The 15706-nt window shown below is 29.2% G+C and carries 15 protein-coding genes; 7 read left to right on the plus strand and 8 right to left on the minus strand.

The window, feature by feature from the left end:
- Nucleotides 1-40: 40 nt before the first annotated feature.
- The 5 genes from BG_RS03210 to ylqF all read right to left on the minus strand — a co-directional run bounded on the left by BG_RS03210 (nt 41) and on the right by ylqF (nt 4671).
- A complete protein-coding gene (locus BG_RS03210) occupies nt 41-1087 on the minus strand; it encodes an ABC transporter substrate-binding protein (protein WP_011193946.1) in 1047 nt (348 codons plus the stop codon).
- Nucleotides 1088-1106: 19 nt separating this feature from the next.
- Nucleotides 1107-1898, minus strand: coding sequence for an ABC transporter permease (locus BG_RS03215; protein ID WP_011193947.1), 792 nt, complete (start codon nt 1896-1898; stop codon nt 1107-1109).
- A gap of 2 nt (nt 1899-1900) precedes the next feature.
- Nucleotides 1901-2704 (minus strand): ABC transporter permease, encoded by an 804-nt coding sequence (locus BG_RS03220; RefSeq protein WP_044007960.1) that lies wholly within the window; start codon nt 2702-2704, stop codon nt 1901-1903.
- 5 nt (nt 2705-2709) lie between these two features.
- On the minus strand, nt 2710-3753 hold the full coding sequence (locus BG_RS03225; RefSeq protein ID WP_004791287.1) for an ABC transporter ATP-binding protein: 1044 nt from the start codon (nt 3751-3753) through the stop codon (nt 2710-2712).
- A gap of 78 nt (nt 3754-3831) precedes the next feature.
- Complete coding sequence (gene ylqF, locus BG_RS03230) at nt 3832-4671, minus strand: ribosome biogenesis GTPase YlqF (RefSeq protein WP_011193949.1); 840 nt, start codon at nt 4669-4671, stop codon at nt 3832-3834.
- Nucleotides 4672-4835: 164 nt separating this feature from the next.
- Here ylqF and BG_RS03235 point away from each other — a divergent pair, with 164 nt between their 5' ends.
- Nucleotides 4836-5534 carry an N-acetylmannosamine-6-phosphate 2-epimerase gene (locus BG_RS03235; RefSeq protein ID WP_011193950.1) on the plus strand — a complete coding sequence of 233 codons (699 nt, stop codon included), beginning with the start codon at nt 4836-4838 and terminating at the stop codon, nt 5532-5534.
- A 47-nt stretch (nt 5535-5581) separates the two neighbouring features.
- Entirely contained in the window at nt 5582-7126 is a 1545-nt protein-coding gene (locus BG_RS03240) for a maltose/glucose-specific PTS transporter subunit IIC (protein ID WP_011193951.1), read from the plus strand.
- Between the two features lie 27 nt (nt 7127-7153).
- Here BG_RS03240 and BG_RS03245 read toward each other — a convergent pair whose 3' ends face one another.
- From BG_RS03245 to BG_RS03255, 3 genes are all read right to left on the minus strand, one after another.
- A complete protein-coding gene (locus tag BG_RS03245; RefSeq protein WP_011193952.1) occupies nt 7154-8137 on the minus strand; it encodes an alpha/beta hydrolase in 984 nt (327 codons plus the stop codon).
- The gene (gene bosR, locus BG_RS03250) at nt 8134-8661 is read right to left on the minus strand and encodes an oxidative stress transcriptional regulator BosR (protein ID WP_011193953.1); all 528 of its coding nucleotides are present in this window, start codon (nt 8659-8661) and stop codon (nt 8134-8136) included. The genes BG_RS03245 and bosR overlap by 4 nt, the downstream gene beginning before the upstream one ends.
- Before the next feature lie 97 nt (nt 8662-8758).
- Nucleotides 8759-10447, minus strand: a complete 1689-nt coding sequence (locus BG_RS03255) for a hypothetical protein (RefSeq protein ID WP_011193954.1) — start codon at nt 10445-10447, stop codon at nt 8759-8761.
- 190 nt (nt 10448-10637) lie between these two features.
- Between BG_RS03255 and groL the strand changes: the two genes are divergently transcribed.
- The 5 genes from groL (at nt 10638) to secF (ending at nt 15689) form a co-directional block, all read left to right on the plus strand.
- Entirely contained in the window at nt 10638-12275 is a 1638-nt protein-coding gene (gene groL, locus BG_RS03260) for a chaperonin GroEL (RefSeq protein WP_011193955.1), read from the plus strand.
- Nucleotides 12276-12342: 67 nt separating this feature from the next.
- Nucleotides 12343-12639 carry a hypothetical protein gene (locus BG_RS03265; RefSeq protein WP_011193956.1) on the plus strand — a complete coding sequence of 99 codons (297 nt, stop codon included), beginning with the start codon at nt 12343-12345 and terminating at the stop codon, nt 12637-12639.
- A 14-nt stretch (nt 12640-12653) separates the two neighbouring features.
- On the plus strand, nt 12654-12968 hold the full coding sequence (gene yajC, locus BG_RS03270) for a preprotein translocase subunit YajC (protein WP_011193957.1): 315 nt from the start codon (nt 12654-12656) through the stop codon (nt 12966-12968).
- Between the two features lie 77 nt (nt 12969-13045).
- Nucleotides 13046-14806 (plus strand): protein translocase subunit SecD, encoded by a 1761-nt coding sequence (gene secD, locus BG_RS03275; protein ID WP_011193958.1) that lies wholly within the window; start codon nt 13046-13048, stop codon nt 14804-14806.
- Nucleotides 14790-15689, plus strand: coding sequence for a protein translocase subunit SecF (secF, locus tag BG_RS03280; RefSeq protein WP_011193959.1), 900 nt, complete (start codon nt 14790-14792; stop codon nt 15687-15689). Before secD ends, secF begins: the two co-directional genes overlap by 17 nt.
- The last annotated feature ends 17 nt before the right edge of the window (nt 15690-15706 follow it).

The raw sequence follows: 15706 nt of genomic DNA on the forward strand, positions 1-15706 counted from the left end.
AAAATGAAAGCTTTTAAGATTTTTTTTTGCATTTAAATATTTAAGAAGATAGATTTAAATATATTTTTAGGATTTCCTCTTTTATTTTTTTAGGTATTTTTTTAAAAATTTCAAATTTGGAAAAATCTTTTGGTAGAAATTTTTCTTCTAAATATAATTTCATTTCGGGATTATTTTTTGCTTCTTCTTCTATTCTTTTTATTACATTTTTATTTGGAGAATTATATCTAGTTTCTTTAAAATTTTTATAAGATGGTTCATTTTCGTATAGAAAGTTTATAAATTTGTAAGCCAAGTTTTTATTTGGAGCATCAATAGGAATTACAAATGCATCTATCCATAGATTAGTGTTTTTTGGCGCATAAAAGTCTAAGTTTTTATCTTTTAGCATGGCGTTTTGTGCTTCACCACTCCATGTAAGCTGAATAGATGCTTCTCCGTTTAGCATTAATGATTTTGCGGGTACATCTGAGAAATATCCGATTAATAGTGGATTTTGGATTTTTAAAAGTTCACCTGCTTCTTTGATTTTATCTATATTATTTTCATTTATTGAGTATCCAAGTTTTTTTAGAGCAACCCCAATATTGTCTTTAGGGGAATCTAGCATTGTAATCTCTTTTTTATATTTTTCATTAAATAGTATGTCAAAACCTTGCATGTCATTTAAATCTATTTTGGTTTTATTGTAAAGTATTCCCATTAATCCCCAGTAAGCTGGCACTGAATAAAAATTGCCAGGATCATGTTCTAGGTCTGTGAGATTTTGAGAAATATTTTTTACTACATTTGGTAATTTTGAGTAATCTAATTTTGTAATTTTGCCTTCATCGATTAATTCTTGGATTAAATATTCTGATGGGACTATTATATCGTAGTAGCTATTTGTGGTGTTAAATTTAGCTATCATTTCTTCATTGTTATGAAAGATTTCATAATTAATTTTTATATTATTTTCCTTTTCAAATTGATCTAATAAAGTCTCGTCAATATATTCTGCCCAATTAAATACGTTTAAGGTTATTGTGTCTTTTTTTGTGCAAGTAAAAGTTGTAAGAATTGCTATTAATATAAACATTTTTTTCATAAGTACTCCTTTTTTTATTTTAAAGCTCAGCATCTGTTGTTAATTTTTTAATTCCTATAAATTTATTAATAACAAACAAAAGGCTCAATATTGTAAAAAATAATATAGCAGAAATAGCATTGATTACGGGCTTGATACCCCTTTTTGTTAGAGAGTTTATTAGAATAGCTAAATTATTAAATCCTTGTCCAGTAGTGAAAAATGATATCAAAAAATCATCTATTGATAATGTGAAGGCAATAAGAGCTCCAGTTGCTATATTCCCGACAATTTCTGGATAAATTATATTGAAGAATATCTGAATTTCTGATGCTCCAAGGTCTCTTGCAGCATCAATAATATTGTTAGGAAGGGAATATAATTTGGGCAAAATTATTATTACCACGTAAGGCGTTGAAAAAATTATGTGTGATATTAGCATTGTAGAAAATCCTAATTGCATTTTTATTGCAGAATAAAATGTCATTAAGCTTATTCCTGTTACTATGTCTGGATTAATTATTGTTATTTTATTTGCTGATAATAATATTGTTTTTAATTTTTTATTTTCTGCTTTGTAGATTGCGTAAGCACCAATAATTCCAATAATAACAGAGGTTAAAGATGAGATTGTAGCTATTAAAATGGTGTTAAATATTGCTGATTTTATTTGACTTGAAGCAAAAATTTCTTTATACCATTTTAGACTAAATCCTTGCCATATAAATCCACTATCACCAGAGTTAAAGGAATAAATTATTAAGATTATTATTGGGAGGTAAATAAAGCTGAGTATTAGAAATAGGAAAATGTTTTTAAAAGCTCTAAACATATTTACTCTCCATTATTTTTTCGCATTAATTTTATTATTATTAAATTAAAAATTAATATTACTAACATTAAAATAAATGAAATTGCAGCTCCAGTATTCCAGTCTTCTATGAAAAGAAACTGCTTGCTTATTAGGTTTCCTATCAAAATTTGTTTAGAGCCTCCTAATAAGTCTGAAATTATAAATACCGTGATTGAAGGAATAAATACCATGATTATTCCTGTTGCAAGGTAGGAGAGCGTTAAGGGTATTTTTACATAAATTAATATTTGCCACATTCTTGCTCCAAGATCTTGTGCTGCTTCAATGTATTCTGACTTGATTTTTAAAAATCCTGTATATATTGGCAAGATCATGAAAGGCAAAAAATTGTATACCATGCCCATTGTAACAGCTTGTTCATTGTAAAGAAGATCTAAAGCACCAATTCCGATCTTTTCAAATAAGTTGTTGATGAATCCATTTTTTCCAAGTATTCTCATCCAGGCATAAGTTCTAAGCAATGTGTTTATCCACATGGGAAGTATTATCATTATTATTAATTTATTTTGAGCACTTTTTTTTGATAATGAAATTAGCCAGGCGCCAGGATAGCCTATTAAAATGCAGAAAATTGTTGCTATTGTTGCTAGTTTCAAGCTCCTTGAAAAGATACTAAGATAACTTGAGTTTAAAAGCCCAATAAAATTATAGATTGTAAATTCATGCTTTTCATTTAAAAATCCCAGTATTATTATTATTAGTAAAGGCAGAATACTAAATGTTAATAGGAATATAGAGTATATGATTAATATCAATTTTTTCAAAACCATTATTCCTTGTGCATAACATGAATATCATCGGGTTCTAAGAATATGTCAACCTCTTCTCCAACTTTTGTAAGTCTTGTGCTTTGAACTATCCAATTTGTTTTTTGAATTTCTAGAGTCATTTCGTAATGAACTCCTTGAAAAATTGCAGATGTTATGATGCCGCTTAAATGTCCTTTTCCTTTTGGAAGCAGTTTTATATCTTCGGGGCGTATTACAAGGTCAACTGCTTCTTCAGCTTCAAATCCTTTGTCAAGGCATTCGAATTCATAGCCGAGCAAGCTTACAACTAGCTCCTTTTTATATGTTCCATCAAAAATATTACTTTCTCCAATAAAATCAGCTACGAATTTTGTTTTAGGCTCATTGTAAATTTCTTCAGGTGTTCCTACTTGCAGAATTATTCCTTCATTCATTACAACAATTCTATCACTCATTGTCAATGCTTCTTCTTGATCGTGAGTAACATATATAAATGTGATTCCAAGTTGGCGCTGTATTTTTTTTAATTCTTTTTGCATCTCTTGTCGCATTTTTAAATCAAGAGCAGAAAGTGGTTCATCTAGTAGCAGAAGCTTGGGCTCCATTACCATTGCTCTTGCTATTGCAACTCTTTGTTTTTGTCCCCCTGATAGTTCGTTAATATTTCTGTATGCATATTTTGGCATTCCTATCAACGAAAGAGATGTTTTTACTTTTTCTTTTATTATATCTTTTGGTGTTTTTTTCATTCTAAGTCCAAATGAAATATTATCAAAAACATTCATATGCGGGAAAAGTGCATAATTTTGAAATACAGTATTAATTTCTCTTTTATTTGGGCTGGTTTTAGATATTTCCTTAGAAAAGAAATAAATTTCTCCATTTTTTTGACTTAAAAAACCACCCAATATTTTTATTAATGTTGTTTTTCCACATCCAGATGGGCCTAATAATGTAATAAACTCATTTTTTTTAATTTTTAAATTTATGTTATCTAAAGTTTTGTTTCCATTGTTATCATAATAATGACTTAGATTTCTAATCTCTAGGATACAATTATCCAACTAATTCCAACCTCCTTATGGCTGTATTAATACAGATCAAGATTATACTTAATATTATTATTTATGTAAATGCCCTTTTTAAAAGACATTATAATTCTTGTCAAGAATTATTTTCCCAAATTTACCTTCTCTGAATTCTTTAATTAATATTTTTGATGCTTTTTCAAGGTTAAGCTCATTTTTTTTATGGATTAATTTTCTTGCTTTTGCAAAATTTTGAAGAATATCAAGTGAATTTTTATGATATATTTCATATTTTTTTAGTAAAATATTTTTATTATTTTGATCCATTATTTCAAGCAAATATAATGCAAGATCTATATTGTCTACTATTTCATTTTTGATCATATCTAATATTGCAAGTTTTTTTGCAATTGATTGGTCTGCTAGATTATGCCACAAAATCCCTGGCATATCAAAAAGATTGATTTCTTCATTTATTTTTACTATTTGTATATTTTTAGTATATCCAGGTTTATTAGCAACTTTTGCGCTTTTTTTGCCGGATAATAGATTTATTATTGAAGATTTTCCAACATTCGGGACTCCAATAATCAAAACCTTTATTTTTTCTTTATAGTTTTTTATCTTTTTAACAATTGCCAATTTTTTAATATTATCTATTATTTGCTTACGCATTCCTTTTTTGTAAATATTGCTTATTATTACAGTATTGCCAAGATTTTCAAAATATTTTTTCCATTTTATAATTTCAGCTATTTGAGCAATATCAGATTTGTGTAAAAGAATTATTTTGGTTTGATTTTTAATAATTTTTTCAGTTAATGGATTTTTGCTACTAAATGGAGCTCTAGCATCAAGTATTTCTAGCACAATATTGGTTTTTTCTAAATTATTCTTTATTAAATCTAAGGCTCTTTTCATGTGGCCAGGAAACCAGTTGATTTTATTTATCATGCCTAAATTATAGCTTAATGTGTATTGAATAATAAATTATTTTTGTTTTTATCTTTTAAATTTATGTTAATTATGTTAGTTTTCTTTAAAAGAATTGTTTTTTTTTTAAAATATATTCTGTATTTGAGTTTTTATACTTTTTTAAAAATAAATTTATAGGAGGTTTGATTATTATTGAAAAAATCAAAAGAGGGTTAATAGTATCTTGCCAAGCCCTTGAGAACGAGCCTTTACATAGTAGTTTTATTATGTCTAAGATGGCTTTGGCAGCTAAAATGGGTGGAGCTATTGGAATAAGAGCTAACGGAGTTAATGATATTAGCCAGATTAAGTTGGAAGTTGATTTGCCAATAATAGGTATTATTAAAAGAAATTATAATAATTGCGATGTGTTTATTACTCCCACCATGAAAGAGATCGATGAGCTTTGTAATGAAGGAGTAGATATAATTGCCCTTGATGCCACTTTTAGGAATAGGCCCGATGGTGTATTGCTTGATGATTTTTTTGAAAGTATTAAAAAAAAATATCCAAAGCAGTGTTTAATGGCAGATATTTCTTCTTTGGATGAAGCTATTAATGCCGATAAATTGGGGTTTGATTTTATTGGAACAACTTTGTATGGCTATACAAAAAGTACTAATGGTTTAGATATTGCAGACAATGATTTTAATTTTTTAAAAGCTTTGATTAATTCTAATTTTAAGTCCACTTTAATAGTGGAAGGAAAAATAGATACCCCTTTAAAGGCTCAAAAATGTTTTGAAATGGGGGTTGATTTAGTAGTTGTAGGGGGAGCTATTACAAGACCCGTTGAGATTACTAAAAAATTTGTAGAGAAAATAAATCAGGTTAAAAGATAATTTTAAGCATTATAGAGTCAATGTATTGTTTATTTTAGGAGGTTTTTATGGTAAAGGGTTTTGAACAAGCTCAAAAATTTGGGCGTTCTTTCATGCTTCCCATTGCTATTTTGCCAGCAGCAGGGTTGCTTTTAGGAATTGGAGGCTCTCTTTCTAATCCGGAAACTGTTAAGTCGTATTCTTTTTTAGATATATTTTTCTTACAATCAGTTTTCAAGATAATGAGTGCATCAGGTTCTATTATTTTTTCGAATTTAGCGCCAATATTTTCTATTGGGGTTGCTGTTGGGCTTGCCAAGTCAGATAGGGGTACAGCTGGAATTGCAGCATTTATTGGTTACCTTGTAATGAATGCTACTATTGGGGTTTTAATTGATATGTCGGGCAAAGCAGAGTCTCTTTCTAGCGGTGCTGTGGGTTTGATTCTTGGAATTAAGACGTTAGAAACAGGGGTTTTTGGCGGAGTTGTAGTTGGTATTTTGACCTATTATCTTCATTCTAGGTTTAACAAGGTAGATTTACCCAAGGCTCTTGGGTTTTTTTCGGGATCCAGATTTGTGCCGATTATTGTGTCTTTTTCTAGTATTTTTCTTGCTGTAATTATGTTTATTTTTTGGCCATTTGTACAAAATGGAATTAATAAAGTAGGAGGCTTGGTAGATTCAACCGGCTATATCGGAACACTTATTTTTGGAATTTTTTTAAGAATGCTTGGACCTTTTGGCCTGCATCACATATTTTATTTACCATTTTGGACAACAGGCCTTGGGGGATCTGTTATTATTGATGGAAAGTTGATTGAAGGGACTCAAAATATCTTCTTTGCAGAACTTGCTTCTCAAGGTACAAGTAGATTTTTTGTTGGAACTAGTCGTTTTATGAGTGGACGATTTATTACTATGATGTTTGGTTTGCCAGGAGCCGCACTTGCGCTATACTACACCGCAAAGTATGATGAGAGAACAAAAGTTTTTGGTCTTTTAATGTCTGCAGCCCTAACATCATTTTTAACAGGCATAACAGAGCCTCTTGAATTTTCTTTTCTGTTCGTAGCTCCTATTCTTTATATTGTTCATGCTACATTTGATGGATTTGCTTTTATGCTGGCGCATATTCTTCAAATTACAATAGGTCAAACATTTTCTGGGGGGTTTATTGATTTTATTCTTTTTGGTATTTTGCAGGGGAATTCAAGAACTAATTGGCTTTTGGTGCCAGTTGTAGGCACTGTTTGGTTTTTCCTTTATTACTTTACTTTTGTATTTTTAATAAATAAATTTGATTTTAAAACCCCTGGTAGAACGCAAGATTTAAATTCTGGAGATTCTCCAAATTCTAAGAGTAGTGAATTCGAAGAAAATTATGCTACTAAGGTTATTATTGGGCTTGGCGGTGCTTCAAATATTGTTGAGCTTGATTGTTGTGCACCCAGGTTAAGAGTTACAGTAAGAGATGCTCTTAAAGTTTCTGAAAAAATTTTAAAAAAAACCGGTTCCAAAGGAGTAATTATTAAAGGTAATGGGGTTCAGGTTGTTTATGGACCAGGTGTTAGCGTTCTTAAAAATGAAATAGAAGAATTGCTAGATGATTGATTTTTTTAATAAGCAATAGCCCTAAGGCTATTGCTTATTTGTCTTATTTATGAAGTCAACTGCATATTTTGTGAAGTATGATGTGTTTTGGGCGCTTTTGTAGCTTTGGTTTCCAATAGGCACGTGTGCGTGTGAATTTTCAAGAAGTATAATGGGAATATCTTTTTTTTTACCCCCATAATTTTTTATGAATTCGTTTATTTTTATTGGGTCCACTGTATGATCATTAGGTGTGTGGGTTATTATTAAAGGTGTTTTAATTACATTAAAATCATATGAATTTAATAATTTGACAAGGCCCATCATCGCAATAATTGCGTCTACATGTTGAACTTTTGAAGAGTAACTTTTTATAGTCTTATGCTCTTTTCGTTTATCCTCTTTTGTTTCGAATTTATTGTAACCACCTGTTATAAGATATGCAATTTGTCGTCCCCAGGGATAGTAAACAATATTTGTTCTCTTATCATAAGGGAATATATTGGGAGAAATTAATACTGCTGAGTTTATTTTATCTGGATAGTTTGCTAAGGCCCAGATACTGGCAGCACCTCCATTAGAGGTGCCAATTAGTATTAATTCATCACCTATCATTTTTCCAATTTTAATAGCTTCATCAATATCTCTCAGCCAATCTTGGGTAGTGACCCCCCGAAATGCATTTTTATTGTTAATTCCATGTCCTTTTAATCTTGTAAAAAAAATATTTGCATTAAGCGCTTTTGCAATATTATTTGGAACTGGATAAATTTCATTTTTTGATGCTCCAAATCCATGAATATAGACTACAGAATATTTTGTTTTTTGAGCCTCTTTATACCATATTATTTCTTTTTTTGTATTTTTTTCTAAATTAAATTGTAATTCTTCTTTTAATAGGTAATTATCAATTTCTTTAAGGTTTTTGGGAATTGTTTTTTTTGAAAATTCATTTTTGAATTTTATTCTTGGACTAACTAGTATTAAGAGTAATAAGAATATAATTATAAAAATGATATTCTTTATATTCATACAGTGATTTCCTTGCTATTTAGGACGTTGTTGTTATTATGAATATCTTTTTTGTAACAATTATTGCAATGCCCTGAGTAAATTATTTCAATAGATTTTGTTTCCCAGTTTTCCCCAAGTTTGTCTTTCAAAATATCTTTAATATCGTCAAGTTGAATAGGATGGACTTGATTGCATTTATTACATTTAAAGTGAGCTATTGTGGAAGCCAAGCTTAGATAAAATTTTGTTTCTTTTTGATCAGTAGTTTTTATATCTTTTAGGATATTTCTTTCTTTTAAAATGTTTAATGTGTTATATACTGTTGCTTTTGATAGGCTTGGAATTTCTTTTACAAGTTTATTGTAAACTTCTTTTGCCGTAAAATATTCTTTTGGGTTTGATGCTATATATAAAATGATTCTGTTTCTCGAATGAGATGCTTTAATTCCCAATTCTGATGTTAAATTTTTCAATAATACAGGATCATTTGTAATGCCGACTTTTTCCAATGTAGAGTGGACGTCTATTATGTTATCGCTCATGTCATTATACCTTTTTGTTTAAATTAAAGATTAAATACTTTTATGTTCTACTTAAGATAATTTTATACCCAGTTATTAATATTTTACTACTTATTATTTATTTATTTTCATATTTTTTTATATTAGTATAAAAAATTAAATTTTTTATTTTTGAATTCAGTTTTATTTTGTTATCAAAATTATTATTTAATGGCAGTATCATTAAATTTAGCGTTTGAGAATAATTTATTACATCTTGGATCTTGACTGTGTTATAGGAACCCCCTATGTTTAAAATTAACCATTTTTTAGAATTTATTTTTTCAATTTTATAATTAATTGTATGAATGATTTGTTTTTCAACATTTAAAAAGCTTATAAAAAAATTACTATTTTTATCATTTCCTTTAGATATTAAAAATTCTGTACCATTAATGTATCCTTTGGGATTGTTTTTAGTTATTATTATTTTTTCATAAGTATCAAGATCACTGTATTTTGCTGTTATTTTTAAATTAGTGCCTTTTGCAATTTCAAAAATAGGTATTTCAAGGGCTGAATATTCAAGAAGATAATCAGGATTACATTTTTTTAATGTTTTTTTATCCAGATTGATTTTGGAAGGCCATTTTATTTTAATTGATAAAAAGAAGCTAGGGATAGTCTCATCTATAAAAAAATCAATTGTTGATTTTGTGGCAGAGTTAAAAGCTAAATATTGTTTTATTCCTAAAATTTTTTCATTTGAGAAGGAAAATGAGCTTTCAATAGATGCTTCTCTTATTAATTCTTTTTTTGATAAAACTTTTAAATAGGTTCTAGATGTGTTTAAAAATTCAACTTTTTTATCTTTAAATTTTATTTTATTTAACTTTCCATTTTCGAATTTGATATTGTATTGATCGTGAGATAGTGTAAAATTTCCTTCCATATTATATTCCAAATTCTTAGGTGCAATGGATTCCAAATCTTTAACAATTTCTTCTTGTTGTTTATTTATTAAAAATTCTCTTAAGCTTTTTTCATTGATTTGATAATCTTTAAGCCTTTTGTTTTGAAAATTTATTATTGGCTCTTGCTCTTTAAGGGAGTTAAATTTTGGAATTTCTAGCAGTTCAGCAGTAAGTTTAGATCCTTCTAGATTTTGTATTTTGATGCTGTGCAAATTATTTTCCAAGGCTTTTAAATAAAGTAAAAAATTTTTTAATTCTTGATTATCATAGCTTTCTTTGATTTCATAAAAATAAATAAGAGTTTCTACATTGCTTTTGGGAGAATCTATTTTTTGGACTTCATATAAATATTGACAGTTATTTTTATAAAAAATTAAGTAAGTTTTATTATTTTTACTCTGCCTTATTCCCTCTGTATAATTGAAATTAAGCTTTCTGTAAAGTTCAGTCACTTTTTTTCTAAACTTTTCTATGTTGTATATATAAAGCATAATAGGTGTATTTTGAAATATATCTTTGTATCCACTTCTAAATGGATTTTTTAGTGCCCAATACAAATCTAAATGTATTTCATCGTGTAGCATGTATTCATGAGGGCTTCCACTGTAAGTTCCTGGCATATATATATCTTTATTGGTTTTAAATCTTTCAAATAGCCATTTATTTAATTCCTCATGTTCTCTTAGAATTTCAAAAAAGTATATTGGAAATGTCCAATGTATTTTGTAAGCTAGCTGTTTGTGCTCAATCAAATATTTTATATTTGATATTATTGATAACAGGTTATTCTCTGAAAATTTAGTTATTGAAATAATAATAATATAAGTTTTTGATTTTTTTAGTTTTCTAAACATAAATTCTTTGTCTTTATGATGTAAAGATCAGTTAATGTTTATATTATATAATAAAAATTTGTGCTGGCTTTGTATATTTTGTATTTTTTGATATACAGAAGTAATACTCTATAGCGAATGTATTAAGTTTATGTTAATCTTATATTGTTAAATATAAATTATTTTATGTATAAAAAGGGGTAAAATTTTTATGGCTAAAGACATATATTTTAATGAAGATGCTAGAAAAAGCTTACTTAGTGGCGTTGAAAAATTATCCAATGCTGTAAAAGTAACTCTTGGGCCAAAAGGGAGAAATGTTCTTATTGATAAAAAGTTCGGTTCTCCAACGGTTACAAAAGATGGGGTTAGCGTTGCTCGCGAGATTGAGCTTGAAAATCCGTTTGAAAATATGGGAGCGCAGCTTTTAAAGGAAGTTGCTATTAAAACAAATGATGTTGCCGGCGATGGAACAACAACTGCTACTGTTCTTGCTTATGCTATTGCAAGAGAAGGCCTTAAGAATGTGTCTTCAGGAATTAATCCTATTGGAATAAAAAAGGGAATAGATCATGCTGTAAATTTAGCTGCTGAGAAAATTCGTCAGTCTGCAAAGAAAATCACAACAAAAGAAGAGATTGCACAAGTAGCTTCAATTTCTGCTAATAATGACAGTTATATAGGTGAAAAAATTGCTGAGGCAATGGATAAAGTTGGAAAAGATGGGGTTATAACAGTTGAAGAGTCAAAAACTTTTGATACTACGATTTCTTATGTTGAGGGTATGCAATTTGACAGAGGATATCTTTCTCCTTATTTTTCCACCAATAAAGAGAATATGAGCGTTAGCTTTGATGATGCTTTTATATTAATATATGAGAAGAAAATTAGTTCTATTAAAGAGCTTTTACCAGTTCTTGAGAAAGTTTTAGGAACAAATAAACCTTTATTAATTATTGCTGAGGACATTGAAGGGGATGCTCTTGCCGCTCTTGTTTTAAATAGCGTTAGAGGAGCCTTGAAAGTTTGTGCAATTAAATCGCCTGGTTTTGGTGATAGACGAAAAGCAATGCTTGAGGATATTGCAGTGCTTACCGGTGGTGTTTTAATCAGTGAGGAGCTAGGTATTACTCTTGAGACAGTTGAAATTGAGCAACTTGGACAGGCTAAAACTATTAAGGTTGATAAGGACAATACTACTATTATTAATACCGGCAATAAAGAGCAAATAAAAGAGCGTTCAGAGCTTATTAAAAAACAAATTGAAGATTCAACATCTGAATATGATAAAGAAAAACTTCAAGAACGTCTTGCAAAGCTTGTTGGCGGAGTTGCGGTTATTAATGTTGGAGCTGTTACTGAAGTAGAGCTTAAGGAAAAAAAACATAGAGTTGAAGATGCTCTTTCTGCAACTCGCGCTGCTGTTGAAGAGGGTGTTGTGCCTGGTGGCGGATCAACTCTTATTGAAGTTGCCATGTATTTGGATACAATAGATACAAGCAAATTAAGCTATGAGGAAAAGCAAGGTTTTGAGATTGTAAAAAGAAGTCTTGAAGAGCCAATGAGACAGATTATTTCAAATGCTGGTTTTGAAGGATCTATTTATATCCATCAAATTAAAACTGAGAAAAAGGGGCTTGGGTTTGATGCTTCCAGCTTCAAGTGGGTAAATATGATTGAGAGTGGAATAATTGATCCTGCTAAGGTTACAAGAAGCGCGCTTCAAAATGCTGCTTCAATTGCTGGGCTTTTATTAACAACAGAATGCGCAATCACCGATATTAAAGAAGAGAAAAATACTTCTGGTGGCGGTGGTTATCCTATGGACCCGGGAATGGGAATGATGTAAATTAAAGTTTCACCGGTGAACTTTTGTTTTTGCCGGTGAAATATTTTATTATTCAAAGGAATTTGTTTTGAGTGAGGATGAATTTGTTTTTTGTATAGGCTATGATTGTTCAAAAGCAATAGTAGATAGGCATCTTTTAAGGGAAAACAAAGGTAAAAGCGTTAAGAAACTTTTTGAACTTGGTCTTTATAGAAGTGCCTTTAGCAAAGCTCTTTATAGAAATGACGATGCTCTTATTAATTATTTAATTGAAGAGTATAATAAAATAAGTAATTCTAATTATACCAAAAAAGACGACTTTAAGCTTTTATTTGGGGTAGTTTATCCTGATGATATTAATAAGATAAAAGTGACATATGTATAGTAAGGGGAGGGTTTGTGTTTTTATTGCAAGAATTTAGCAGCAATAGCATCTTTTTTCGAAGTTTATTGGTTTTTTTGCCTGTTATTGCTATATTTTGGTTTTTAGTAATATTTCCTCAGCGCAAGGAAGAAAAGAATAAAAAAGAAATGATAAAAAATTTAAAAAAAGGCGATAAGGTATTAACAATAGGTGGAATTTTTGGAGTTGTAAAAAAATTAGGTGATACGAATGTTATTTTAGAATTAAATCCAAATATCGAAGCAGTATTTGTAAAAAACTCTATTGATAAAGTTTTGTCTGAAAAAAATGAAGTTAAAAAGGTGCTATAAGGTATTATATAATTTAAGGTAAAATTAAAACTGTTAGCTAATAATGGTATTTATTAAAAATTTTAAGGATTTGTATAATGAAAAAAGGATCTAAGCTCATATTGATATTGTTGGTGACGCTTTTTGCATGTCTTTTAATATTCCCGACTTTAAAGTGGTATTTTTTAATGAGTATTGAGGATAAAAAGATAAGCTCATATTCACAAGAGGCTTTGAGGGATTACTCAAAGAAAAAAGCTTTGGATGATCTTGTTAAGCTTAAGGAGTTGTATCATAAAGATCCCAATAGCAGTATTCCGTCTAATCTTTCTTATTTGATTCCGATAGCAAAAAATAATTATAAGTCTTCAATGAAAATTCCGCCCAATTTTTTTACTGCTAAATCTTTGCGTGAAGGATTTTTGACCGATTCGGATATGGGAGAAGTAAGTTTAGAGATTTATAGACATTATGAGAACATAAAGAAGAGTAAAAGCAGAATAATACATCTTGGGCTTGATCTGTCTGGAGGTATGAGTGTTACCATTTCTCTTGATTATTCAAGTGTTGAAAAAAAATTAGGTCGTTCTTTGACCTTTGCTGAGAAAGAAGATGCTATTTACCGCATAATGCAAATTCTTAAGGATAGGGTGGATAGGTTTGGGCTTACAGAGCCTAAAATTGCAAGAGAGGCTGGAGGAAATAAAATTTTCTTAGATATTCCTGGAGAAAAAGATGAAAGTAGGGTAAGCACTCTTTTGAGTGGGAAAGGCAATTTAACTTTTTATGTGGTTGATGACGAACTTACATCTCTTTTACATAAAAAAATATTAGAAGCAGGCTCTCTTTTTTCTATTTCCGAAATTCAGAAAAATATGAACCTTCCAGATAGTAAGCAAATTTTTCCTTGGTATGTTAAGGATTCTTATGGAGTGGATGATGAGTCATCAGTGCGTTATTATGTAGTTGATGCAAGTCCTGAAAATTCATTTGATGGTGCTCATATTAAAGATGCCGGGGTTTCTAATGACCCTAGAACAGGCCGAGATATTGTTGCTTTTAATCTTGATGTTGATGGGAGTGAAAAATTTTTTAAATTTACTCAAAAAAATGTTGGAAAGTCTTTGGCCGTTGTTATGGAAGGTAAAATTAAGTCTGTAGCAGGAATTGGGTACGCTATTACTGGAGGCAATGTTTCAATTCAAGGCGATTCTTTTGATAAAAAAGAGGCCTTAGATCTTGCTTTGGTGTTTAAAACTGCAGCCTTTCCGGTTGATATTAAAATAGATGATTTGAGAATAATAGGGCCTACTCTTGGTGCTAAGACTGTTGATCTCGGTATTAAATCTTCTGCACTTGCTCTTTGTTTAGTTTTTTTATTTATGTGTATTTATTATGGTTTGAGTGGCGTTGTAGCTGGATTTTCACTTGTTATTTATAATGTATTTTTAATTTTAGCAATATTGTCTGCCTTTAATTTTACTTTAACTTTAACAAGTATTGCAGGTCTTATTTTGACAATGGGTATGGCTGTGGACATAAATATAGTTATTTATGAAAGAATTAAAGAAGAAATTAGAGAAGGCAGAAAATTTGAAAATGCGTTTGAAGATGGTTTTAAAAAAGCCTTTTTATCTATTATGGATGCAAATATAACGACATTTATTGCAGTGCTTTTTTTAACTCTTCTTGGGACAGGAGTTATTCAAGGTTTTGCATGGTCTCTTTCTGTTGGAATTGTGGCATCTCTTTTTAGTAGTTTGATTTTTTCAAGATTTATTTTGGAATTGATCATATCTGCTAGAAAAAGCAAATTTATAAGTATATCTTGGAGTTCAAAATATGCAAAGAGTAATTAATTTTTCAAAATATGGAAGCAATTTTTTAATTGTTAGTGTTATTTTGACTTTTATTGGGCTTATTTATACCTTTTTTTATCATGGTGGATACAATTGGGGAATAGATTTTTCTCCTAGAGTTAATATTAATCTTTCAATAGAAAAATCAGATATTAAAGAAAATGAAATTAAAAGAATATTCTCTCCTATTTATAAGGCTTTAGATGTCAATAGCATTTTTTCACCCAATGAGAATAAAAGCGAATTCTCTATTATGGTAAAGTCAGATATTATTGATTATGCTTTTAAAACAGAAGTTCAAAAAACAATAATGGACGAACTTAAAAAAACATTTAATACCAATATTGAAGTTTTAGATTCTTATTTTATTGATTCAAGCTTTTCTTCTACTTTGAGAATTAAGTCTATACTTTTAGTATTAGGAACATTTACTCTGATTTTGATTTATATAACTTTAAGATTTAAACTAAGTTATGCTATTGCTTCCATACTTGCAACATTTCATGATATATTTTTTATAGTTGCTTTTTTAGGGGTATTTAGAATAGAGATCAATAGTTATATTATTGTGGCAATACTAACCATTATTGGATATTCTTTAAACGACACAATAATTATTTTTGATAGGATTAGGGATAATGTTAGGCGATTAACCGATAACACATTTTTAAATGTATTAAATATAAGTATTAGTCAAACTTTATCAAGAACTGTTTTGACGTCAGTTACAACATTTGTTGCAGTATTTTCTATTTATGTGTTTACTGAAGGGTCTATAAAAGATTTTTCTTTGGTATTTATGGTAGGTGTAATTGTTGGAACTTATTCTTCTGTGTTCATAGCATCTCCAATACTTTTAAATCTGTATAAAAAGATAAAGTAGATCTTAAATAAGATGAT

Source organism: Borreliella bavariensis PBi, assembly GCF_000196215.1.
GTDB classification, from domain to species: domain Bacteria; phylum Spirochaetota; class Spirochaetia; order Borreliales; family Borreliaceae; genus Borreliella; species Borreliella garinii.